Here is a 23,205-nt window from a genome sequence, read left to right on the forward strand (position 1 = left end):
TGGCCTGAGCCCTGTCGACTACAGGGCTCAGGCTGCTGGCTGAAACCGTCCAACTTTTGGGGGGCAGTTCATGATGTAGGAGCGAATTTATTCGCGAGACGGCATTTCAGGCGATCCATTTTCTTTGGATCCATTCGCGAATGAATTCGCTCCTACTGGGTCAGGTGCCCATCAGACGGTACCCAACCCCGGCTTCGGTCACGATAAAGCGCGGGGCGGCGGGGTCATCGGCCAGTTTCTGGCGCAGGTGCCCTACCACGATCCGCAAATAGTGGCTGTCTTCGGTGTGGGTCGGCCCCCAGATGTCCTTGAGCAATTGCTGCTGGGTAATGACCCGCCCCGGATAACGCGCCAGCTGTGCAAGCACCGCGTATTCCTTGCGGGTCAGCGCCACCTCGACACCGTCCAGCAGCACACGACGATACGCCAGGTCCACGGTCAGCGGGCCGATATTGAGTGCCGATTCCGTCTTGTCGCCGACCGGCACCTGACGCAGCAACGCCCGAACCCTCGCCAGAAACTCCTGAATGCCAAAGGGTTTGGTCACGTAATCGTTGGCACCGGCATCCAGCGCCTGGACCTTCTGGGTTTCACTGGCACGGACCGACAGCACCAGCACCGGCACGCTCGACCACTCACGAAACTCGCTCAGTACCTGCTGGCCGTCCATATCCGGCAACCCCAGGTCGAGCACCAGCAAGTCCGGTTTGCTCAAGGCGGCCTGGCTCAGGCCGTCGATGCCGGTGGCTGCCTCAAGCACTTTGTATCCCTGCGAGACAAGACTGATGCGCAGGAACTTGCGAATCTGCGGTTCGTCGTCGATCACCAGAATGGTCGAGGTCTGACTCATGATGTCCCTGAGTGTGCAATGGCCGGATTGGCCACAAGCCTAACGTAAAGCGCCCTCAAGGCAACGACTCCGTTTCGGCTTCGGGCTGTGTTTGCAGTGGCAGGTGCAAGGTGATGCAGGTGCCTTGCCCGTCAATGCCAGCGCCCACACTGACCCGGCCGCCATGGGCACCGACCATGCCCTGACAGATCGCCAGACCCAGCCCCGTGCCCTGCCCGCCACGATCACCCCGGGCAGCGGTGTAGAACATGTCGAAAATCTTCGCCCGCTCGCTCTCGGGAATCCCCGGCCCTTCATCACTCACGGCAAAGACCAGTTCGCTGTTCTCCACCGTGACCGCAACCTGCAAACGGCCATTGAGCGGCGAAAAGCGCGCCGCGTTTTCCAGCACATTGACCAGCGCCTGCTCGATCAGCGCGGCATGCACATACAGCAGCGGCAGTTCGGCAGACACCTGAGCCTCGACCTGCAATGGAGCCATCACCGCACGCAAGCGACTGAGGGCACTGCCGACGATATCGCCGGGCGATACCCAGTCCCGGGACAGTTTCAGTGCGCCGTGGCCCAGACGGGTCATGTCCAGCAGGTTCTGAATATAGCGGTCCAGACGCTCGGCCTCGTCCCGGGTGCCTTCCAGCAGTTCTCGGCGATCCTCCAGAGAAATGGCCTCGCCCAGCGCCAGCAGGCTGTCGATGCTGCCGCGCATGGAAGTCAGGGGCGTGCGCAAATCATGGGACACCGACGCCAGCAAGGCGCTGCGCAGTTGTTCGGTTTCCCCATGCAGGCGTGCGGCTTCAAGATCCTCGGCCAGTCGCGCACGGGCCAGCGCCTGGGCCAGTGGCTGGCTGAGAGCGATCAACAGACGGCGACGCTGGGCAGTGAATTCCTGACCATCGCGCGGGCACACGCCCAGCAAGGCCAGCGGCCCGTTTTCACCGGACAATGGCCACCACCACCAGCGCCCGGACGGCAAGGTGCCGGTGCCGTAGCCCGCCGCCTGATCATGCTGCCAGGCCCAGTCTGCCGCCGCACGCTCCGATTCGGACAGTGGCGCAATATCGTCGCTGAGTTTCCAGCCACCCTGCCCGTCGCGGTCCAGCAGGCAGACTTGCAGTTCCTGCCAGCCATTCAAATGATGTTCGGCAGCGCTGAGCACGGCCTGACGATCCGTCGCGGCAGTCATCTTGCGGGACAGGTCCAGCAATTCGCTGGTCTGTTCCTGAGTATCGCGCAAGGCTTCCAGTTGCCGACGCTGGCGGGCGGCCAGATTGCCGGTCAGGGCAGACATCAACAGAAAGAACAGCAAGGTCAGCACGTCTTCTTCGCGCTGGATGACCAGAGAAAAACTCGGCGGCATGAACAGAAAGTCATAGGCCAGGAACGACAAGACTGAACAGGCCAGCGCCGGGCCCATGCTGGTGCGTATCGCCACCAGCAGGACAGCCGCCAGAAACACCAGCGAGATATTCGGCAGATCCAGTACGTTCGACACCGCCCAGGCCACGGCACTGGCCAGTACGGTCGCAATCAGGGCCAGGAAATAATCGAACCATGGCGCAGGCCGGGACGAGCGAACCCGTGGCTGATCCGGCAATGGCTCGCTGTCCAGCACACTGATTTCAAGACCATGGGCCTCACGCAAAAGGCGCTCGGCAACCCCGCCGCCGAACAGGCGACGACGCAGGCGCGGTTGCGACTGGCCAACCAGAACAACGCTGGCCCGGCGCTCGGCCGCATGCTGAATCAGGGTTCTGGCCACTTCGCCTGCACGCAGTTGCACCACTTCCCCGCCCAGCCGCTCGGCCAGTTGCTGGGCACGTTGCAGGCGGGCGCGGGACTGTTCGTCGAAAGGCCGGCCATTGTCCACATGCACCAGCGTCCAGGGCAAATGCCGACGCTGGGCAACACGGCTGGCATGACGCACCAGACGCTCGGCATGCATGTCGCCATCCACACAGACCAGCAACCGCCCGCGCACCGCAGGTGCGTCCTGCCCCAACTGGCGGTAGCCCTGGGCCAGATCGTTATCCACCTGGGCCGCTGCCGTCTGCATTGCCAGCTCACGCAAGGCCGTGAGGTTGGTCTGGGTAAAGAACGCATCGATGGCGGCCCGCGCCTGCTCCGGCACATAGACCTTACCGTCGCGCAGACGCTCCAGCAGCTCGCGGGGCGGCAGGTCGATCAGCACCAGTTCATAGGCTTCCTGCAACACCCAGTCAGGCAGGGTTTCGCGCACCTGTACGCCGGTAATACCGCGCACCTGGTCGTTGAGGCTTTCCAGGTGCTGCACATTGACGGTGGTGTAGACATTGATGCCTGCGGCCAGCAGTTCCTGAATGTCCTGCCAGCGTTTCGCGTGGCGACTGCCCGGCGCGTTGCTGTGGGCCAGTTCGTCCACCAGCGCCAGTTCCGGGCGCTGTTTGAGCAGGCCGTCGAGGTCCATTTCTTCCAGCGTAACGCCACGGTATTGAGAGCGCAGCAAAGGCTGTTGCGGCAAACCGCCCAGCAATGCCTCGGTTTCTGCGCGACCATGGGTTTCAACCACACCGGCCAGCACTTTGACGCCTTGACGCAACTGGCCATGGGCGGCCTGCAGCATGGCGTAGGTCTTGCCGACGCCAGGCGCAGCGCCCAGAAACACTTTCAAACGCCCACGCCCGGCTCTGGGCATATCGGCTAACAAGGCATCGGCACGGCCGGAATCACTCATGGTTGGTACTACTCACTCAAAGTTGTGCCTGACGTTGCGCAGACGTTAACTGATTCAGGGCACGATTCAAGTCCAGCACATTAACCACGGGCGGGCCAATCAGGGATCGCTCGGTATTGGCCTCGATCAACGCCTGCACCTGCGCCAGCGGCAGATTGCGCGCTGTCGCGACCCGTGCGGCCTGATAAACCACGGCGGACGGCGGCAAATGCGGATCAAGGCCACTGCCGGAAGTGGTCAGCAAGGCCAAAGGCACCGCGCCCTGCCCCGCGACCGCCAGTTTGGCGGCATCGTCAGTGACACGGGTCACCAGGGCCGGGTTGCTTGGGGCCAGGTTGCTCGCGCTGCTGGAGACCGTGGCGAAGGCACCCGCCGAAGGACGCGACTGGAACCATTCATCTCCGGTGAAGGCCTGGGCAATCAGTTCCGAGCCTTGCACCTTGCCGCTGGCGTCGTAAACCAGGCTGCCATTGGCCTGCTCGGGGAAAGCCACCTGAGCCACACCGGTCACGGCCAATGGATAAGCCACACCGGTCAGCACAGTCATCAACACAATCAGGCTCAAGGCCGGACGCAATACAGTGGACATCATCAGTTCCTCATAGTGAGTTGCAACACATTGGGTCCGGTTTTACACCAGCCCCAATCCAACCAGCAGCATGTCGATCAACTTGATGCCCACGAACGGCACGATAATCCCGCCCACTCCGTAGATCAGCAGGTTGCGGCGCAGCAGATGGGCAGCGCTGGCGGCCTGGACCCGTACGCCGCGCAGGGCCAGCGGAATCAGCAGCACGATGATCAAGGCGTTGAAGACGATGGCCGAGACAATCGCGCTTTGCGGGCTGGCCAGTTGCATGATGTTCAGCACGCCCAGTTGCGGATAGATCGCCGCGAACAAGGCTGGCAGGATCGCGAAGTATTTGGCGATGTCGTTGGCGATGGAGAAGGTCGTCAGTGCGCCGCGAGTCACCAGCAGTTCCTTACCGATCTGCACCACGTCCAGCAATTTGGTCGGATCGCTGTCCAGATCCACCATGTTCGCTGCTTCACGCGCAGCCTGGGTGCCGTCGTTCATCGCCATGCCGACGTCCGCCTGAGCCAGTGCAGGCGCATCGTTGGCACCGTCACCACACATCGCGACCAGACGCCCTTCGTTCTGCTCGGCGCGAATACGCTCCAGTTTCTTCTCCGGCGTAGCCTCGGCCAGCACGTCATCCACACCGGCTTCGGCGGCAATGGCCGCAGCGGTCAACGGGTTATCGCCGGTGACCATGACGGTGCGAATACCCAGCTTGCGCAGTTCGGCGAAACGCTCGCGAATGCCCGGCTTGACCACGTCCTTGAGGTGAATCGCGCCCAGCAGTTTCTTGTCGACACACACCAGCAACGGCGTACCGCCGGTCTTGGCGATATTGTCGATTTCCCGGGCCAGGGCAGCAGGCAGGTCGCGACGTTGCAGATCCACAAAGGCCAGCAATGAATCCACGGCACCCTTGCGGTACTGGTGACCTTGATAATCCACGCCGGACAAACGGGTTTCGGCGCTGAAAGGCACAGCCGTCAGTTCCGAAGGTTTTGGCTCGCTGATCGGGTGCAGATTACGCAGGTATTCGACGATGGATTTACCTTCAGCGGTGTCATCGGCCAGGGACGCCAGCAAGGTGCCGTCGCTCATTTCCTTGGCTGTCACGCCCGCTGCGGAATACAGCGCGCTGCAACGACGGTTGCCGAACGTGATGGTGCCGGTCTTGTCCAGCAGCAGCACGTGCACATCACCGGCAGCCTCAACCGCGCGCCCGGATTTGGCGATCACATTGAGGCGCACCAGACGGTCCATGCCGGCAATACCGATGGCCGACAGCAGGCCACCGATGGTGGTCGGGATCAACGTCACCAGCAGCGCCACCAGAAACACCAGCGGCAGGCTGCCACCGGCAAAACGGGCGAACGGTTGCAGGGTCACGACCACCAGCAGGAAGATCAGGGTCAGGCCGATCAGCAGGATATCCAGTGCCACTTCGTTGGGCGTTTTCTGGCGTTTGGCACCTTCGACCAGGGCAATCATGCGGTCCAGGGTCGATTCGCCGGGGTTGGTGCTGATCTGTATCAGCAGCCAGTCGGACACCAAGCGGGTATTGCCGGTCACGGCCGAACGGTCGCCGCCGGACTCACGGATGACCGGAGCCGATTCGCCGGTAATCGCCGCTTCGTTGACCGCAGCAATGCCTTCGATGACTTCACCGTCACCGGGGATCATTTCCCCGGCCTCGACGCGCACCACATCGCCTTTGCGCAAGGCGCTGGCGTTGACCATGCTGAACGCGCCGGACTCATCGCGACGACGCGCCTTGAGCCCTTCGCTTCCCGCCTTGAGGCTGTCGGCACGCGCCTTGCCGCGCCCTTCGGCCAGGGCTTCGGCAAAGTTGGCGAACAACACGGTGAACCACAGCCACAGGGCGATCTGCACCGCAACGCCGGTCGATACAGCCGGATCGGGGATCAGGCACAGAACCGTGGTCAGGATGGCGGTCAGTTCCACCACCAGCATCACTGGCGAGCGGGCCAGTTGGCGAGGGTCGAGTTTGACGAAGGCTTGCACCAGCGCACCGCGCCACAGCGACGAGAAGCTGGTTTTCGCCGGATCGGCCACTGCTGGCGTTTCAGACGGCTTTGTCACAGGAATCTGCATATTCATCATCGGCTCCTCAGAAGCCCAGGCTCAAATGTTCGGCAATCGGACCCAGTGCCAGGGTTGGCAGGAAGGTCAGGCCACCGACCAGCAAAATGGTCACGGTCAACAAGGTCACGAACAGCGGGCCATGGGTCGGGAAGCTGTTGAGGCCCTGCGGCGCGGCCTTTTTCATCGCCAGGCTGCCCGCCAGTGCCAGAACCGGCACGATGTAGCCGAAACGCCCCAGGAACATCGCCACGCTGAGCATCAGGTTGTGGAACACGGTATTGGCGCTGAAACCACCGAACGCCGAGCCGTTGTTGGCCGTGGCCGAGGTGTAGGCGTACAGCAACTGGCTGAAGCCATGGGGGCCGGGGTTGCTCACCGAGGCCAGCGGCCCTGGCAGGCTTGCCGCCACGGCACCGAGCACCAGCACGCCGACCGGCATGACCAACAGGGTCGCGACCAGCAGGCGGATCTCTGTCGCTTGCAGCTTCTTGCCCAGGTATTCCGGGGTGCGGCCAATCATCAGACCGGCCAGGAAGACGGCGATCAGCACGTTGAGCAGCATGCCGTTAAGGCCGACACCCACGCCACCGAAGATCACCTCGCCGACCATCATGTTGACCAGCGTGACCATGCCGGTCAGCGGGTTGAGGCTGTCATGCATGGCGTTGACCGAGCCGTTCGACGCGGCAGTGGTCGCCGTCGCCCAGAGCACAGTGGCAGTGGTGCCGAAACGGCTTTCCTTGCCTTCCAGCGGTGCAGTCTGCTCGACACCGGCAATGTTCAGCGCCGGGTTGGGCTGATACTCGGCCCACAGCGAAACAGCGCCGCCGATCAGCAGCATGATCAGCATGCAGGCCATGATGGCGCGGCTCTGACGCATGTCCTTGACGTAATGGCCGAAGGTGAACACCAGCGCCGCCGGAATCAGCAGGATCGACACCAGTTGCAGCAGGTTGCTCAAGGCAGTGGGGTTCTCGAACGGATGCGCCGAGTTCACACCAAAGAAGCCACCACCGTTGGTGCCCAGTTGCTTGATTGCGATCTGGCTGGCGGCAGGCCCCATGGGCAGGCTTTGGTCAGCACCTTGCAGGGTGACGGCATCGATGTAGTGGGCAAAGCTTTGCGGCACGCCCTGCCAGACCAGCAACAAGGCCAGCACGATGCACAGCGGCAACAGGCCGTACAGGGTGACGCGGGTCATGTCGGTCCAGAAGTTGCCGAGATTTTCGGTCGAGCGACGGCTGATGCCGCGACAGAACGCCAGCAACACGGCAATACCGGTGGCAGCGCTGACAAAGTTCTGGACGGTCAGGCCGACCATCTGGCTCAGGTAACTGAGCGACGCTTCGCCGCTATAGCTCTGCCAGTTGGTGTTGGTGACGAAACTCATCGCGGTATTGAACGCCAGCGACCACTCCATGCCCGGCAATTGCTGCGGGTTGAGCGGCAATGCACCCTGCCCCAACAACATCGCGAACAGCAGCACGAAACCGGCCAGGTTGAACGCCAGCAAGGCCCACAGATAGGCCTTCCAGTTCTGCTCGACCTTGGGGTCGATGCCCGACAGGCGATAGCAGATATTCTCCACCGGCCCCAGCACCGGGCTGAGCCAGGTGCGCTCGCCTTCCACCACCCGATAATAGAAACGCCCCAGCAAAGGCGCGGGCAATACGACCAGCACCAGAAAAGCCAGAATCAACAGATAGTCATAACTGTGCATGGCAGCTCCTAGTTCCGGCCTGCGCGCAGCAGCGCAACCAGCAAGTAAATGAACAGCCCGACTGCCAACAGCAGTGACACCCCATCCAGAACGCTCATCAAGATTCTCCGTCGCTACGGCGGTTGCCGCTTGGGAGCAATTGTCCTCAGGAGGGGTGTAAAGGAACGAGAGCAACAGGTAACGAGGGGCGTAAAGACGGCGTAAAGAATGGCGCGGCAGCACTGCGGCGGGAGCGAATTCATTCACGAGACGTTATTGAAGGCGATGGATTGGCATTGGCCGCGTCGGCGGCAAAAAGTATTACAGGCAGGCTCCGCTCTTTTGTACCAAGATCAATACATTCAGGACATGCCCACGACATTCTCCCGCGACACCCTTTCGCCGCGCCCCGTGGCGAAGTAGCATGACGGGAGCGTTGATCCTCAACAGCGGCCAGTGATGGCGGCATCACAAGGCAGCAGTCGCACTATGCACCCCATCCCAGACAGCAACACCGATCAATCCTCATCCGAACAGCGCTGGAACACCCGTGCATTGATCGTCGATGACGACGTGGCCATTCGTGAACTGCTCTGCGATTACCTGTCCCGTTTCAATATCCAGTCCAGAGGCGTCACCGATGGTACGCAGATGCGTCAGGCCCTGACCGAAGAAACCTTCGATGTCGTGGTGCTGGACCTGATGCTGCCCGGCGAAGACGGTCTTTCGCTGTGCCGCTGGCTGCGCAGCACGTCGGATATTCCGATCCTGATGCTCACCGCCCGCTGCGAACCCACCGACCGTATCATCGGCCTTGAGCTGGGTGCCGACGACTACATGGCCAAGCCCTTCGAACCTCGCGAACTGGTGGCGCGTATCCAGACGGTCTTGCGCCGTGTGCGTGACGAACGCAGCGAACAGCGCACCACCGTCCGGTTCGATGCCTGGCGACTCAATAGCGTCCTGCGCCAACTGATTGCTGCCGATGGCTTGGTGGTGCCGCTCTCCAACGCCGAGTTCCGACTGCTGCGGGTATTTCTGGAACGTCCGCACCGCGTGCTCAGCCGCGAGCAACTGCTCGATGCCGCCCGTGGCCGCTCCATCGAAGCCTTCGACCGCAGCATCGATCTGCTGGTCTCGCGTCTACGCCAGAAACTGGGAGACGATCCCAAGAATCCCCAGTTGATCAAGACGGTGCGCGGCGAAGGCTACCTCTTCGATGCCAAGGAACTCGCTTGATAAGATCAGCCGATACACTCTTCGCACGACTTTTTGGCGGCGCGCTGATTGCGATCCTGCTAGGGCATGTACTGGCATTTATCTGGTTCACCCAATACGGGCCACCGCCTCCTCCGCGGGAAGTAGCGCCCTCGGCGCAGCAGCAGGCCAATGACTCGCCTCAGGATCGTGAGCGCCGCAGACCCTCGTTCTGGCGTGGCCCGCTGACGGTCATGGGCTTTCAGTTAGTCACACTGGTGATCGCCGCCTGGTTCGGGGCCAAGGCCCTGAGCCGTCCCGTGCAGCGCATGAGCGAAGCCGCCGAGCGCCTGAGCGAAAACCTCGACAGCCCGCCTCTGGAACTCACCGGCCCCCTGGAGGCGCGCAATGCAGCTCATGCCTTCAATCTGATGCAGCAGAAGATCCGCGAGCAGATGCAACAACGCGGACGCATGCTGGCAGCTGTCTCCCACGACCTGCGCACACCGCTGGCACGCCTGAAGCTGCGCGTCGAAAAGATCGATGACCTCAAGCTGCACGACCAGATGACCCAGGATCTGGATGACATGATCAACATGCTCGACGCGACCCTGAGTTACCTCAATGAGCATCGCAAGAGCGAAGAACTGCAACAGCTGGACCTGCAGGCACTGATCGAATCACTGGCCGAGAACGCTCAGGACAATGGCGACGACGTGCAGTACCAGGGCCAGTGCAAGCCACTCAGAATCCAGCCCATGGCGCTGCGCTCCTGCCTGCACAACCTCATCGACAATGCCCTGCGCTATGCAGGCAGTGTGCGCATCGATATCGAGGATCAGCCCGGTCGCGTGAAGATCTCGGTCATCGATCATGGGCCGGGTATCGCCCCCGAGTTTCACGAGACGGTTTTCGAGCCCTTCTATCGACTGGAAGGCTCGCGCAATCGCAACTCAGGTGGTGTCGGCATGGGCATGACCATCGCCCGGGAAGCAGCCTTGCGCATGGGCGGCGAGTTGTATCTGACCCAGACGCCGGGCGGCGGCCTGACGGTAGTGCTTGATCTGCCACGAGTCTGACGACCGCGTATCCCACCCGATACAAATCCCACATCCCCACGACAACTGCCACCCCGAGGCTTCATAAGCCGGTGCACCGCCATCGGCTCTATAAACCTCAGGGAGTCAGTCCAATGATCAGTGGCATCAGCAGCAGTTATTCGAGCTACACCAGCTCGACCAGTTTGACTTCAGGCACCAACAGCAAGAAATTTCAGGAAGAGTTGCTGGCAAAGCTCGATACCGACGGTGATGGCAGCATCAACAAGGACGAACTGAGCTCGGCGCTTTCCTCCGACAAGAAAGACGGAATTACCGTCAGCCTGAGCGAAGCGTTCAGCAGCCTGGACAGTAACGATGATGACAGCCTGGATGCCGATGAACTGGCAGCGCTGACTCCACCGCCGCCTCCACCCGCAACGGACCTGGCAGAAGACCTGCTCAGCTCGCTGGACACTGACGGCGACGGTTCGATCAACAGCGACGAGCTGACCACCGGCCTTACCAATGCGGGCAGTACGGCAGACAGCACTAAAGTGTTCGATGCACTGGACACCAATGAGGACGGCACTGTCAGTCTTGAAGAACTGACCGCCAGCCTGCAACCTCAACAGCCACCCGCCGGCCCGCCGCCTGCACAGAATGCCAATGTCAGCAGCATCGACAGCGAGCAGACCAGCGCCAGTCAGGTGACTGCCCAGGCCTTGAGCAAGATGATTGCCGCATTGGGCGAACGTTATGACACCGAAGGCAGCAAGCCTGTCGGCAAATACCTCGACACCGCAGCCTGACCGGAAAACCGCCGCTGACAGGCGTCATGCGGCGGAATCTTCTAGCGATGATTCTTGATGATTCGCTCACCGGCGACCCAGTCGGTCAACAGGCTGTAGGCAACCGCCAGTAGCGTCGGCCCGATAAACAGGCCGATAAAACCGAACGCCAGCAAACCGCCAAATACTCCCAGCAGCACGATCACCAACGGCAGGTTGCCGCCACGGCTGATCAGGTACGGCTTGAGGACGTTGTCCACGCCACTGATGATGAAGGTGCCCCACAGACCCATGAACACCGCCATGCCATATTCCCCCTGCCAGACCAGCCAGGCAGTGGCCGGAATCCAGACCAGTGGCGGCCCCATGGGAATCAGGCTGAACAGGAAGGTCAGGATGCCCAGCACCAGAGCACCGGGAATGCCTGCGATCAGGAAGCCGATCAGGGCCAGGATGGCCTGGGCTGCCGCGGTGCCGATCACGCCATTGACCACACGTTGCACGGTAGCAGCCACCAGATCCAGATAATACTGGGCCCGGTCACCGATCAGACGCTCCAGCAGGCTGAGCACGAAGGCCGCCAGCCTCGGACCGTCGCGATAGAAGAAAAATGCGAACACGATACTCAGGGTCAGCTCGAGAATACCGCCACCGATCTGTGCGCTACGGGCCAGCAGCCAGTTGCCGACTTCCCCCAGATAAGGCCTGGCAGCAGTAATCAATGCCGCACCTTGCTGATCGATGGTGTTCCACATACCGACCAGCCGCTCGCCCACCAGCGGAATCCCCGCCAGCCAGGCCGGAGGATCGGGCAGCCCGTCGACCTGAACATCCTTGATGAACGCCGTTGCATCGCGCACATGATCGGCGAGGTTGAACCCCAGCCACACCAGCGGCGCGGCCACCAGCAGCAGCCAGCACAGACTCATCACCAGAGCGGCCAGGGATTCGCGGCCCTTGAACCAGTGAGTCAGCAAACGCATCAGCGGCCAGCTGGCAAACGCCAGCACAGCACCCCAGACCAGTGCCGACCAGAACGGGGCCATTACCCAGAGACAGGCACCCAATAGCACCAACAACAGGATCTGCACCAGCAGGCGGTCGTTATTGAACATGGAGGACACCTATGAAAACGAGAAAGCGAACGGCTTGTACAGAGAGACTAGCGGATCACTTCGATCACAAGCCCTGCCTTATCGACACTCCCCGTCTCCAATCGTGCCGTGCGCACGCCCTTGGCAACCAGTGCTTCGCGCCATGCATCGGCATGGGCACCCGAAACCGTGGCACGCAAGGTGCTGTCCAGATTCAGGCCGCGAGACAGTAGAGTGACCCAGCGCTCTTCGGGCTCGCCACCAAGCCGTGGCAGATCCAGCCTGCCGGTGCTTCTGAGCTGGCGTAGCAAGGTGGCGGACGTCGGCAGTAATTCGCCCAGAGGTGCGGCGGCCGTGAATTGCTCGACATGCAGGTAAGCGCGGCGATTGCCACGAGTGATGCCGTACAGGGCCACCAGGGTTTCGCTGTCAGGCTCGGCCAGTCTCAGCAGCAGATAGGCTTGCCTGTCATCGGCACCATAAAGCTTGGAGTTGCCAAAAACATCATTGGCCCACAGGCTGCTTTCGCCGCAATCGCGGGCCTGACACCAGAACAACAGCTCGGCACCCTTCTGCTGCAAGGCTTCACGGGCAGCCGTGAAGGCTTCATCGGACGTGTGTTCGACAGGCAACTGATAGGTAACCGAGGTAAGGCTGCCACGGGTGTTGACCTGACCGTCAAAACGCAACTGGCCGCTGATCTTGCGGATCGACCCCATCGGGTAGACACGTTCCAGTTCGGCAGCAGGCCGGTAATCGACTATTTCCGCGTCAGCCAGACGCGGCACGATGCTCAGATCGTGGCTGTCCGGCACATCCGCGGCAGACACCAGAGCGCTGAACAGTGAAGCTCCCAGCATGACAAATGGAGCACGGGATAAACGCATGGATGCTCTCATCAACTTGCAAGGGATGAAATGGAATGGACAACGTCGCCACTGAGGCGAATATACAAGGCAATAGGTTGGTCCATCATGACTGACTCCTGTTTCGATCCTTGCAGCGTCGACAGTTGCCTGTTGCAAGTCAAGGCGCAGCGAAGAAGCGATTGAAACAGTCTGCAACAGAGCCTGCGCCCTCTTCGTCATTCAAGTGCAGATGATGCCCGCCGGGCAAGCTTTTGACCTGAAATGGCAGCCCTGACAACAGCTCCCGATTCCTGGCCAGCATTCCGTCTTCAGCCATTACCAATTGTGTCGGACACTGGATTCCAGCGACAAAATTCATGGCCTGCTGATGACTGAAGCGCATGGCCGAGGGCAAGGTCAGGCGACTGTCGCTGCGCCAGGTGTAACCGCCGGGCACCGGCATCAGTCCACGCTGGGCCAGCAATTGCGCCGCTTCACGACTGACGGCCACCATGCCTTTCATACGCACTTCTACTGCGCGGTCCTGATCCGGGTACACCGGCTTTTGCTTGCCGGGCAAGGCCAGTTGCGCCTCGATGGCCATGCGCATGCGATTCACTGCCTCGTCGGCTTCGCCGGTCAGCGGCAGCAACCCGTCGATCAGGGCCAGACGCTGCACTCGTTCAGGCATCGAAGCCGCCAGAATTACCGAAATGATTGCCCCCAGCGAATGCCCCAGCAGGGAAAAGCGCTGCCAGCCCAACTGCTCAGCCACCTGCAGCACATCAACTACATAATCAGCCAGATTGTAGCTCGCCCCTGCCGGACGATGATCGGAGTGACCATGGCCTGCCAGGTCCATCGCAACGATGCGCAGACCTTCAAGCCGCGGAGCCAGCCGGGCAAAGCTGTTGGCGTTATCGAGCCAGCCGTGCAAGGCGATCACCGGCTGCCCGTCTTCAGGTCCGAACAGATGAGCGGCCAGTTCGATATGCCCCAGACTCAGGCGAACTTCTTCTACTGCATGGCTCATGGGCCAGTGACCTCAATGCGTCGGGCGTCCCAACGGGTAAACAATAACTTGAGCATCTGCGCTGTTTCGGTGGGCCGCTCCAGAGGAAACATGTGCCCGCCTGGCATCGACAGGTATTCACCGTCTCGCAGACGCCTGGCCTGATAACCATGATGGGGCAATACCACCCGGCTGTGCTTGCCGCGCACCATGGCCAGCGGCACGCTGAGCTGTCGCGACGGCTTGGGGCTGGTGTGCGGAATACTGCGATAGATGCTGATTTCCGTTGCCGCATCGAAACGCAGACGCAACTGTTCGCCATCGGCTTGCAGGCCATGCTGCAGATAGGCATCGAAACAGTCCGGATCAAAACGGCGGAACAACGTCTTGCTGGCGAAATAATCACGGGCTGCTTCAGCATTGCTGAAGGCTTCGCGACGCCCCAGGGTACGACCTGCGGGCGTGATGCGATCGATGAAACCGAAACGCTTGGCGGCGCGAATCATCCATTGATCCACCAGACTCAGGACCGGCGAATCGAGCATCACCACACCTCGATACAGCTCCGGGCAGCGCAATGCCGCATGAAAGTGCAGCACACCACCCAGTGAATGCCCGACACCCCAGACTGGCGACGGTTGTTCGCGCAAATGGTGGATCAGTTCATCCACCAGATTCAGCCAGTTGTCATCGACCGGGAAACGCGGGTCGTGGGCATGCTGCTCCAGATGGGCAACCGAGTACTCCGGTGCCAGCGCGGAGAACAACTTGCCGTAGGTCGCCGACGGAAAACCGTTGGCGTGAGCAAAGAAGATATGTTGCGACATGCCGACGCACTCGATGGCCGAATCTGTGACGATTGTGCGCACCCCGTCAGGGCTACGGCAACGATTGGAAGTGCCATCGAAGGTGACACTCCGGCCATAAAACTGGCCGGAGTGTCGGCATTCAACGTGCAGGCGGTTCCTGCCCATGGGGAACGACCGCGACGGTCAGGCGGGAGATGCAGCACAGCTTGCCCTCCTCGTTACTGATGCGGATATCCCAGACATGGGTCGTGCGACCGAGATGAACAGGACGCACTACGCCCGTTACACGACCACTTCGCACGCCACGCAGGTGGTTGGCGTTGACCTCCAGCCCCACACAAAAGAACTTGCTGCTGTCGACCACCAGAAAACTGGCCATGGACCCAAGGGATTCCGCCAGCACCACCGACGCTCCGCCATGCAGCAGGCCGAAAGGCTGATGGGTACGCTGATCGACCACCATGCTGCCGGTCAGGGAATCTTCGGTAAACGAGTCGAGGCGAATATCCAGCACTTCGCCAATGGTGTTCTTCTGGCCTGCATTGAGGCTTTCGAGATTGGGGGTTTCACGCCATAGGGTCATGTTCAATCCTTTTTATAGATGCACTCAATCATGCTGTGTGGGAATTTATTCGCGAAACGGGCTGTTCGCGAATAAATTTGCTCCCACACACCTCCGTGATTCAAACGTGACGAACACTCAACAGTCTCATGCCACCCGCCGTTGCAAACTCGCCTTCCAGTTCAGCAAGGCTGGCGGTGCTCATGGGTTGGGCGTGTTGATAGCTCCCCTGCTCCAGTAAACCGATCAAGGCGCCAACCAGAGGCTGGTGACTGACCAGCAGGACGTCGTCGTCAGCCTGAAGGTCAAGATGACTCAGGACCTGACGCGGATCACTGTCGGGAGTCAGCCAGGGTACGGTCACGATCGGCTCGCTGAAACCCAGCGCATGGCGAACCAGTTCGGCAGTCTGTTGCGCCCGCACGTAAGGGCTGGCGACGATTCGTTGCAGCGGCTTGCCTTGCAGATGCACAGCGCTCTTCAGCACCTCTTCGCGGCCATGGGCCGTCAGCTCACGCTCGGCATCACTGCGCGCCCGGGATTGCGCCTCTCCATGGCGCAGTACCCAGACCTTCACAGTTTTGGCTCTTCATCGCGCACCGGATGCGGTGCAGGATCGACACGATGCGCAGCCTCGCCATCCGGAGCACGCGGCGTCGGCCAGTCGGCGAATGGCCAGGGCTTCTGGTCGCTGTGAAAAGTCCCGAAACGGCCGATCTGCGCCAGAAACTGGCTCAGGCTGTCACCAAAGTTCATCAGGCTGCCACTGGGTGCGCCATAAATCAGGCGATAGACCAACTGCACCAGCACAACACCTGCAAGGACAATCTCCGCGACCTGCCAGGCGATGACGAACAGCAGCATCCACAGAATGCGCAACAGGATCGACTCGTTCTTCTGGATTTTGGATTCGTTCAAGCTCTTCTCCCTGATGAAATGGAATTCAGTTGAAACCCGTGGTGGAAATGAAGTCGACGTCTGTCTTTGGCTCTGCGCGCATCAGCGCTTCGATGACCTGATTGAGCGTACGACCTTCAAAAAGAATTGCATGCAGGCCCGCGACCAACGGCATATAGACCTGAACCTGCTGCGCCTTGACCTTGAGCACCTTGAGGGTGTTCACGCCCTCGGCCACTTCACCCAGCCGGCTCACGGCCTCGTCCAGGGTCAAGCCCTGGCCCAACGCAAAACCGACCTGATAATTGCGGCTCTTGGGCGAGGAACAGGTCACGATCAGGTCACCGACACCGGCCAGCCCCAGGAACGTCATGGGGTTGGCACCCTGGCTGACCGCAAAGCGGGTCATTTCAGCCAGGGCGCGGGTAATCAGCATGCTCTTGGTGTTTTCACCCATGCCCAGCGCCACGGCCATACCGGCGATGATTGCATAGACGTTTTTCAACGCACCGCCCAGTTCGACGCCAAACCGGTCGTTACTGGCATAGACCCGAAAGGTACGGCCATGCAACGCGGCCTGAACCCGCTGGCACAGCGCTTCGTCTTCGCTGGCGACCACCGTCGCAGTCAGCGCATCCTCGGCGATTTCCCGGGCCAGGTTGGGACCGGACAACACACCGATGCGGGCATCGGGAACGATTTCTTCGAGAATCTGGCTCATCAGCTTGAACGTCTGGGCCTCGATGCCCTTGGTCAGGCTCACCAGCATCTTGCCGTTCAAACGCTCGACATGGGGCGCCAGCACGGTGCGCAAGGCACTTGAAGGCAGCGCGACGAAAATCAGCTCGCACGCTTCGACGGTTGCAGTGAGATCGGTGACAGGCTCGACTTCAGGCCTGACCTTGATGCCCTTGAGGTAACGAGGGTTTTCACGGTTGTCGCGAATCGCTTGAGCCTGCTCCGGGTCGCGCATCCATTGACGCACCTGATGACCGTTCTGTGCCAACAGGTTTGCAATGGCAGTGCCGAAGCTGCCGCCACCAAGAACCGCTACAGGTTGCTGTATGGTCATAAACCAATCCATCCAGGGCCATTCAACTGGCGATGACGCATTATACGGAGCGCTGACGCATCGGCCAGCGACAAACGTTTTCAGAAACACCATCAATCATTGACCTGAGCACATTGAAGTCACACAAGTTCCATGGAAATCGCTGTCATCTCGGTTAACATGCGCCGATGCAGCATGGATTATCGTGGCAAACGGCTTTTATGCTGTGCCGATGCAAATGCTATGACCCGAACCACAGAGCGCAGAAGCATGGACGCCACACTCCACTTCCTGGATTGCCACACGGCCCAGAAGGCACGCAGCCAATGAAACTGCGTCACTGGGACATCAATACCCGTACCCAGATCATCAGCCTGGGCCCTGCACTGATCCTGACATTCCTGCTGGTCAGCTTCTTTACCTTCGTGCGGATTCAGGACCTGCGTCAGGAACTCAATCATATCGGGCAACTGATCGCCAACCAGCTGGCGCCTGCGTCGGAAACCGGGGTGATTCTCGGGGATCTCGAAACCCTTAAAAGCCTGATGCGCGCCACACTGTCCATGCCCAATGTCCGCTATGTGGAGATTCAGGACAGCGACAACAACGTGCTGATCTACATCGAGCAACCGCATCAGAGCGCCAATCACTCCTTGCAGACGGAAACCTTCCAGGCCCCCATTCACTCGCAACACGCAGGCGCGAACCACAATATCGCGACCTCGGAAAGCTATCTGGGCCGGGTACTGGTGGGCATGTCCAGCGAGGCGTTCAGCCATCGCCAGCAGGAGATCCTGCTCAAGGCCGGTATACTGGCGCTGTTCGCTCTTCTGTTTACCTTTCTGCTGGCCAGGCGGCTGGCCCTGAGCCTGTCGCAACCGATCAGCGACATGGGCGAAGCCCTCAAGGCGATCCAGAAAGGCGATTACCACACGCCTCTGCCCGTCAGTGACGATGCCGAGCTGGGGGCGCTGGCCAGCCACATCAACAATCTGGCCTCGAACCTGGACAAAGCGAGTACCGAACAACAACGCTCCATGGCCCAGTTGATCCAGACCCGGGAAGAAGCCGAACAGGCCAACCGGGCCAAATCGGACTTTCTGGCGATGATGAGCCATGAACTGCGCACCCCCATGAATGGCGTGCTGGGCATGCTGCAATTGATGGAAACCACCCGCATGACTGATGAGCAGGCCGAATATTCGGCGCTGGCTACCGAGTCCACAGAACATCTGCTGCGGGTCATCAATGACATCCTCGACTTCTCCCGTATCGAACGCGATGCCCTGCAGATCGAAGGCATCACCTTCAACCTCGCCGAGCTGGTCAACGCCTCGATACAGGCCTTCATCCATAGCGCCCAGCAACGCAACCTGCTGCTGGAGCGGCAGATACAGCCAGGCCTGGAGTCGCTGAATGTCGTGGGCGATCCCACCCGGATCCGACAAATTCTGGTCAATCTCATTGGCAACGCCCTGAAATTCACCGAAGTCGGCAGCGTGCGCATTGAAGTGAGCTGGGAAAACCTGGGCAACGATCAGGTGCGCTTCATATGCACCGTGCGCGACAGCGGGATCGGCATTCATGCGGATCGACTGGAGTCCATGTTCGATGCCTTCAAGCAGGCCGACAGTTCCATTTCCCGGCGTTATGGCGGCACCGGGCTGGGCCTGCCGATTGCCCGTACACTTGCCGAGCGCATGGGCGGCACTCTGCAGGCACAGAGCGAAGAAGGCACAGGTTCCATCTTTACCCTGCAGATCCCGCTGCCGCTGTGCAGCATGACGACCGCAACCAAGGCGCAGCCATTGCCGGGTATCGACTCTTGCAACAAGGAACGCTGTGTATTGCTGGTGGAGGACAACCCGGTCAACCGCACCGTGGTCACGGCCATGCTGCACAACATGGGCTGCAAGGTGGATATCGCGCTCGACGGCGCACAGGCCGTCATCAAGGCCGCCGCAGGAAATTACGCGCTGATTCTCATGGATTGCCGACTGCCGGTCATGGATGGTTATGAGGCAACCCGGCGAATCCGGCAACTTTCGGGGCTCGGCGAGTTGCCGATCATCGCACTGACAGCTAATGTCCTGCAGGGTGACCGCGACGCCTGTTTACAGGCGGGCATGAATGACTACCTGGCAAAACCCTTCAAACATGCTGATTTACAGCAGGTTTTACAACGTTGGCTATCCTTTCGGGCGGCTGCGACTGGCGATAAATGCTAAATTGCGGCAGTCTTGGGGATCGAACCGCCCAGTGATATCGGTCGGATGACGTATTTCAGTGCACAGGTGTACCTTGATTTTCCCTTGCGCTGTGACTTTCACTTCAACGCAACAGTCTATGAGTAGGCTGCCGGACAGAGTCCTGGCGAATTAGTCCGCCAGGACTGGCGATAGGGCCAGTGGCGCCCCATCTTGCCGCACAAAGATTATTGAGGAGCTCGCATGACCAAACAACACGCCTTTACCCGGGAAGACCTGCTGCGCTGCAGTCGCGGCGAGCTGTTCGGACCAGGTAACGCGCAACTGCCCGCCCCCAACATGCTGATGGTTGATCGCATCACCCACATCAGCGAGGAAGGCGGCAAGTACGGCAAAGGTGAATTGGTCGCTGAGCTGGATATCAATCCAGACCTGTGGTTCTTCGCCTGTCACTTTGAAGGCGACCCGGTCATGCCGGGCTGCCTGGGCCTCGATGCCATGTGGCAACTGGTCGGCTTCTTCCTGGGCTGGCAGGGTCTGCCAGGCCGTGGCCGTGCTCTGGGCTCGGGCGAAGTGAAGTTCTTCGGCCAGGTCCTGCCGACCGCCAAGAAAGTCACCTATAACATTCAGATCAAGCGCGTCCTCAAAGGCAAGCTGAACCTGGCCATTGCCGATGGCTCGGTCACTGTCGACGGTCGCGAGATCTACACCGCCGAAGGCCTGCGGGTCGGCGTCTTCACTTCCACTGAAAACTTCTAAGGGTAATCGCATGCGCCGCGTCGTTATCACTGGTCTGGGCATTGTTTCCTGCTTGGGCAATGACAAAGAGACCGTCACCGCCAACCTGCGTGCCAACCGCCCTGGTATCCGGTTCAACCCGGAATATGCCGAAATGGGTCTGCGCAGCCAGGTTTCCGGCTCCATCGACCTCAACCTCGAAGAACTGATCGATCGCAAGATCTACCGCTTCGTCGGCCACGCGGCAGCTTATGCCTACCTGGCGATGAAAGACGCCATTGCCGACTCCGGCCTGAGCGAAGATCAGGTTTCCAACGTGCGCACCGGCCTGATCGCCGGTAGCGGCGGCGCCTCCACTCTGAACCAGATGGAAGCCCTGGACACCCTGCGCGAAAAAGGCGTCAAGCGTGTTGGCCCTTACCGCGTCACCCGAACCATGGGCAGCACCGTTTCCGCGTGCCTGGCCACTCCGTTCAAGATCAAGGGCGTGAACTACTCCATCTCGTCCGCCTGCGCCACCAGCGCCCACTGCATCGGTAACGCAGTCGAGCAGATCCAGCTGGGCAAGCAGGACATCGTTTTTGCTGGCGGCGGCGAAGAAGAGCACTGGACTCAGTCGTTCCTGTTCGACGCCATGGGCGCTCTGTCCACCCAGTACAACGAAACCCCGGAAAAGGCCTCGCGCGCCTACGACGCCAAGCGTGACGGTTTCGTCATTGCCGGCGGTGGCGGCATGGTAGTTGTCGAAGAGCTGGAACACGCTCTGGCACGTGGCGCCAAGATCTACGCTGAAATCGTTGGCTACGGCGCGACTTCCGATGGCTACGACATGGTTGCTCCGAGTGGCGAAGGCGCCATCCGCTGCATGCAGATGGCTCTGTCCACCGTTGACGGCAAGATCGACTACCTCAACACCCACGGCACCTCGACTCCGGTCGGCGATGCCAAGGAAATGGAAGGTGTTCGTGAAGTCTTCGGCACCGACGCTCCAGCCATCAGTTCGACCAAGAGCCTGTCCGGTCACTCCCTGGGTGCTGCCGGTGTACACGAGGCGATCTACTGCCTGCTGATGATGGAAAACAACTTCATCGCCGGTTCCGCCAACATCGACGAGCTGGACCCGGTTGTCGCCGACATGCCGATCCTGCTCAAGACTCGCGAAGATGCCAAGCTCGATCTGGTCATGAGCAACAGCTTCGGCTTTGGTGGCACCAACGCTACGCTGGTCTTGAAGCGCTGGCAGGGCAAGTAATACGCCCATCGCCACGTGATAGAAAAGGCGCCTTTCGAGGCGCCTTTTTCATGCCTGCGATATGCTTGGGCATTGCCCTGATCAGCAGAGACAAGCCCAATGCTCACCATCAAGCCACGTGCCGAAGACGTGGAAGGCCAACCGATCCTGCGCCCACTGCCCTCAGCCGGATGCAGAAGCGTCGGCCCCTTCGTATTTTTCGATCACATGCTGGAAACCGATTATGCGCCTGGCAGCGGCATGGATATTCGCCAGCATCCGCATATAGGCCTTTCGACCCTGACCTATCTGTTTGAAGGCCAGCTACAACACAAGGACAGTCTGGGCAGCGACCAGTTGGTCGGCCCCGGCGATGTCAGCTGGATGACCTCCGGCAGCGCCATCGCCCATATCGAACGCACACCCTCCTCCCTGATGGTCAGTGGCTCGCGCCTGCATGGCTTGCAGGCCTGGCTGGCATCGCCCAGAGAGCACGAGCAGGGAAATGGCCATTATGGCTATTACCCGGCGCAGAGCCTGCCATGCAGCGAGACGCCAGGAATCAGCATCCGCATGATCGCGGGCAAAGGCTTTTGCCTGACCTCGCCTGTAGCCGTGCTTTCACCGACCCTGTACGCCGAATTGCATCTGCAGAATGCCACGACCCTGCTGATCCCTGCCGAGCATGAGGAGCGAGCGCTGTACGTGCTGGAGGGAGAAGCATCGCTGGATGGAGAGCCTGTTACAGCCCGAAGCCTCGTGGTGCTGGACCCAGGCAAGGAAGTGCACCTCTGCGCAGAAAGCGACTGCCATGCGGTATTGATTGGAGGCGCACCGCTTGACGGACCACGCCGTATGAACTGGAACTTCGTGGCCAGCGACAAGGCTCTGATAGAACAGGCAAAAGCACGCTGGGCCAGCGGAGACTGGCCGATCGTGCCGGGGGAAACTGGCAGGATTGAACTGCCTGGATGAGGTTCGCGACTGAAGTCGTTCCTCGGGCAGGAGCGACTCCAGTCGCGAAAAACCCTGTATGACTTAACCGAACACTTCATCCAGCAGGTTATGCATGGTAGTGAACGCACGCTTCGAGACTTTGGCGTCGTACATCATCATGCCTGGCACGTTGGCGTGCGGGTCGGTGAACGAGTGGAAGGCGCCGCCGTAGCTGTGCAACTGCCAATCCACGCCAGCAACGTTCATTTCTTCCTCGAATGCAGGCAATTGCTCCTTGGCCACCAACGGGTCGGAAGCACCGTGCAATACCAGTACTGCGCCCTTGATGTTGTTCGCATCGGCAGGGTTCGGGGTGTCCAGGGTGCCGTGGAAGGAGATGGCCGCTTTCAGTTCTGCGCCGGTACGCGCCAGCTCAAGGGAGCAGCAGCCACCAAAGCAGAAGCCGAAGGTTGCGATCCGGCTCTTATCCAGCGAAACATCGCCCTGGGCCAGCAACTGGTCGAGAGCAACCTGCATGCGTTTGCGCAGCAAGGCGCGATCATTCTTGAGCGGCGTCATGGCGGCGCCCGCCTCGTCATTGTTTGACGGACGAATGCTCTGGCCATACAAGTCGGCCAACAAGACGACGTAACCCTGTTCGGCAACCGACCTGGCGATGGTTTCAGCGCCCTGGCTGACGCCCATCCAGTTGGGTGCCATCAATAATCCCGGGCGCGCAGAGGTTGCAGCCGCGTCGTATACCAGACGGCTCTCATAGGGCTGGCCATCAATCTGATAAACCACGGAACGGACAGTAATAGTGCTGCTCATTGCTGACTCCTGCTCATTGAAG

22 protein-coding genes are annotated in these 23,205 nt (G+C 60.4%); 7 read left to right on the forward strand and 15 right to left on the reverse strand.

Annotation, left to right across the window (positions count from 1 at the left end; all coding sequences use genetic code 11):
* Positions 1-160 precede the first annotated feature (160 nt).
* From K5D32_RS21880 to kdpF, 6 genes are read right to left on the reverse strand one after another with little or no spacing between them, the layout of a single operon-like run.
* Positions 161-850, reverse strand: coding sequence for a response regulator (locus K5D32_RS21880; protein WP_221575950.1), 690 nt, complete (start codon positions 848-850; stop codon positions 161-163).
* Between the two features lie 55 nt (positions 851-905).
* Entirely contained in the window at positions 906-3,560 is a 2,655-nt protein-coding gene (locus K5D32_RS21885; protein ID WP_221601815.1) for a sensor histidine kinase KdpD, read from the reverse strand.
* 16 nt (positions 3,561-3,576) lie between these two features.
* Positions 3,577-4,149, reverse strand: a complete 573-nt coding sequence (gene kdpC / locus K5D32_RS21890; RefSeq protein WP_221575952.1) for a potassium-transporting ATPase subunit KdpC — start codon at positions 4,147-4,149, stop codon at positions 3,577-3,579.
* 42 nt (positions 4,150-4,191) lie between these two features.
* Positions 4,192-6,258, reverse strand: a complete 2,067-nt coding sequence (gene kdpB / locus K5D32_RS21895) for a potassium-transporting ATPase subunit KdpB (protein WP_221601817.1) — start codon at positions 6,256-6,258, stop codon at positions 4,192-4,194.
* Positions 6,259-6,268: 10 nt separating this feature from the next.
* On the reverse strand, positions 6,269-7,963 hold the full coding sequence (gene kdpA / locus K5D32_RS21900; protein ID WP_221575954.1) for a potassium-transporting ATPase subunit KdpA: 1,695 nt from the start codon (positions 7,961-7,963) through the stop codon (positions 6,269-6,271).
* 8 nt (positions 7,964-7,971) lie between these two features.
* Positions 7,972-8,061, reverse strand: coding sequence for a K(+)-transporting ATPase subunit F (gene kdpF / locus K5D32_RS21905; protein WP_074569008.1), 90 nt, complete (start codon positions 8,059-8,061; stop codon positions 7,972-7,974).
* Positions 8,062-8,431: 370 nt separating this feature from the next.
* Between kdpF and K5D32_RS21910 the strand changes: the two genes are divergently transcribed.
* The 3 genes from K5D32_RS21910 to xopAW all read left to right on the forward strand — a co-directional run bounded on the left by K5D32_RS21910 (position 8,432) and on the right by xopAW (position 10,988).
* Positions 8,432-9,181, forward strand: a complete 750-nt coding sequence (locus K5D32_RS21910; RefSeq protein WP_221575955.1) for a response regulator — start codon at positions 8,432-8,434, stop codon at positions 9,179-9,181.
* The gene (locus K5D32_RS21915; RefSeq protein WP_221575956.1) at positions 9,178-10,218 is read left to right on the forward strand and encodes a cell wall metabolism sensor histidine kinase WalK; all 1,041 of its coding nucleotides are present in this window, start codon (positions 9,178-9,180) and stop codon (positions 10,216-10,218) included. Before K5D32_RS21910 ends, K5D32_RS21915 begins: the two co-directional genes overlap by 4 nt.
* 113 nt (positions 10,219-10,331) lie before the next feature.
* A complete protein-coding gene (gene xopAW, locus K5D32_RS21920; RefSeq protein WP_221601818.1) occupies positions 10,332-10,988 on the forward strand; it encodes a XopAW family type III secretion system calcium-binding effector in 657 nt (218 codons plus the stop codon).
* Positions 10,989-11,029: 41 nt separating this feature from the next.
* Here the strand turns inward: xopAW and K5D32_RS21925 are convergent, their stop codons facing one another.
* From K5D32_RS21925 to K5D32_RS21960, 8 genes are all read right to left on the reverse strand, one after another.
* Positions 11,030-12,082, reverse strand: coding sequence for an AI-2E family transporter (locus K5D32_RS21925; protein WP_198725193.1), 1,053 nt, complete (start codon positions 12,080-12,082; stop codon positions 11,030-11,032).
* 47 nt (positions 12,083-12,129) lie between these two features.
* Positions 12,130-12,948 (reverse strand): DUF4892 domain-containing protein, encoded by an 819-nt coding sequence (locus K5D32_RS21930; RefSeq protein ID WP_221601819.1) that lies wholly within the window; start codon positions 12,946-12,948, stop codon positions 12,130-12,132.
* 139 nt (positions 12,949-13,087) lie between these two features.
* Positions 13,088-13,942, reverse strand: a complete 855-nt coding sequence (locus tag K5D32_RS21935) for an alpha/beta hydrolase (protein ID WP_221601820.1) — start codon at positions 13,940-13,942, stop codon at positions 13,088-13,090.
* On the reverse strand, positions 13,939-14,748 hold the full coding sequence (locus K5D32_RS21940; RefSeq protein ID WP_221601829.1) for an alpha/beta fold hydrolase: 810 nt from the start codon (positions 14,746-14,748) through the stop codon (positions 13,939-13,941). Before K5D32_RS21940 ends, K5D32_RS21935 begins: the two co-directional genes overlap by 4 nt.
* Before the next feature lie 121 nt (positions 14,749-14,869).
* Positions 14,870-15,313, reverse strand: a complete 444-nt coding sequence (locus tag K5D32_RS21945) for a hotdog fold thioesterase (RefSeq protein ID WP_221575960.1) — start codon at positions 15,311-15,313, stop codon at positions 14,870-14,872.
* Between the two features lie 100 nt (positions 15,314-15,413).
* Entirely contained in the window at positions 15,414-15,869 is a 456-nt protein-coding gene (gene sixA / locus K5D32_RS21950) for a phosphohistidine phosphatase SixA (protein WP_221575961.1), read from the reverse strand.
* Positions 15,866-16,210: a DUF4389 domain-containing protein gene (locus tag K5D32_RS21955; RefSeq protein WP_025260617.1), complete on the reverse strand. Its 345-nt coding sequence runs from the start codon at positions 16,208-16,210 to the stop codon at positions 15,866-15,868. Before K5D32_RS21955 ends, sixA begins: the two co-directional genes overlap by 4 nt.
* 25 nt (positions 16,211-16,235) lie before the next feature.
* The gene (locus K5D32_RS21960) at positions 16,236-17,261 is read right to left on the reverse strand and encodes an NAD(P)H-dependent glycerol-3-phosphate dehydrogenase (protein ID WP_221601821.1); all 1,026 of its coding nucleotides are present in this window, start codon (positions 17,259-17,261) and stop codon (positions 16,236-16,238) included.
* A gap of 305 nt (positions 17,262-17,566) precedes the next feature.
* Here K5D32_RS21960 and K5D32_RS21965 point away from each other — a divergent pair, with 305 nt between their 5' ends.
* The 4 genes from K5D32_RS21965 (at position 17,567) to K5D32_RS21980 (ending at position 22,391) form a co-directional block, all read left to right on the forward strand.
* Positions 17,567-19,468 (forward strand): ATP-binding protein, encoded by a 1,902-nt coding sequence (locus K5D32_RS21965; protein WP_221601822.1) that lies wholly within the window; start codon positions 17,567-17,569, stop codon positions 19,466-19,468.
* 222 nt (positions 19,469-19,690) lie between these two features.
* Positions 19,691-20,206 (forward strand): 3-hydroxyacyl-[acyl-carrier-protein] dehydratase FabA, encoded by a 516-nt coding sequence (fabA, locus tag K5D32_RS21970; RefSeq protein WP_198725204.1) that lies wholly within the window; start codon positions 19,691-19,693, stop codon positions 20,204-20,206.
* 10 nt (positions 20,207-20,216) lie between these two features.
* Positions 20,217-21,437, forward strand: a complete 1,221-nt coding sequence (gene fabB, locus K5D32_RS21975) for a beta-ketoacyl-ACP synthase I (RefSeq protein WP_198725206.1) — start codon at positions 20,217-20,219, stop codon at positions 21,435-21,437.
* A 99-nt stretch (positions 21,438-21,536) separates the two neighbouring features.
* Entirely contained in the window at positions 21,537-22,391 is an 855-nt protein-coding gene (locus K5D32_RS21980) for a pirin family protein (RefSeq protein WP_221601823.1), read from the forward strand.
* A gap of 63 nt (positions 22,392-22,454) precedes the next feature.
* On the opposite strand, the gene K5D32_RS21985 is transcribed toward K5D32_RS21980, so the two are convergent.
* The gene (locus tag K5D32_RS21985; RefSeq protein ID WP_221601824.1) at positions 22,455-23,183 is read right to left on the reverse strand and encodes a dienelactone hydrolase family protein; all 729 of its coding nucleotides are present in this window, start codon (positions 23,181-23,183) and stop codon (positions 22,455-22,457) included.
* Positions 23,184-23,205 lie beyond the last annotated feature (22 nt).

The sequence above is a fragment of the Pseudomonas cichorii genome (assembly GCF_019719005.1).
In the GTDB taxonomy this organism is placed as follows: domain Bacteria; phylum Pseudomonadota; class Gammaproteobacteria; order Pseudomonadales; family Pseudomonadaceae; genus Aquipseudomonas; species Aquipseudomonas cichorii_E.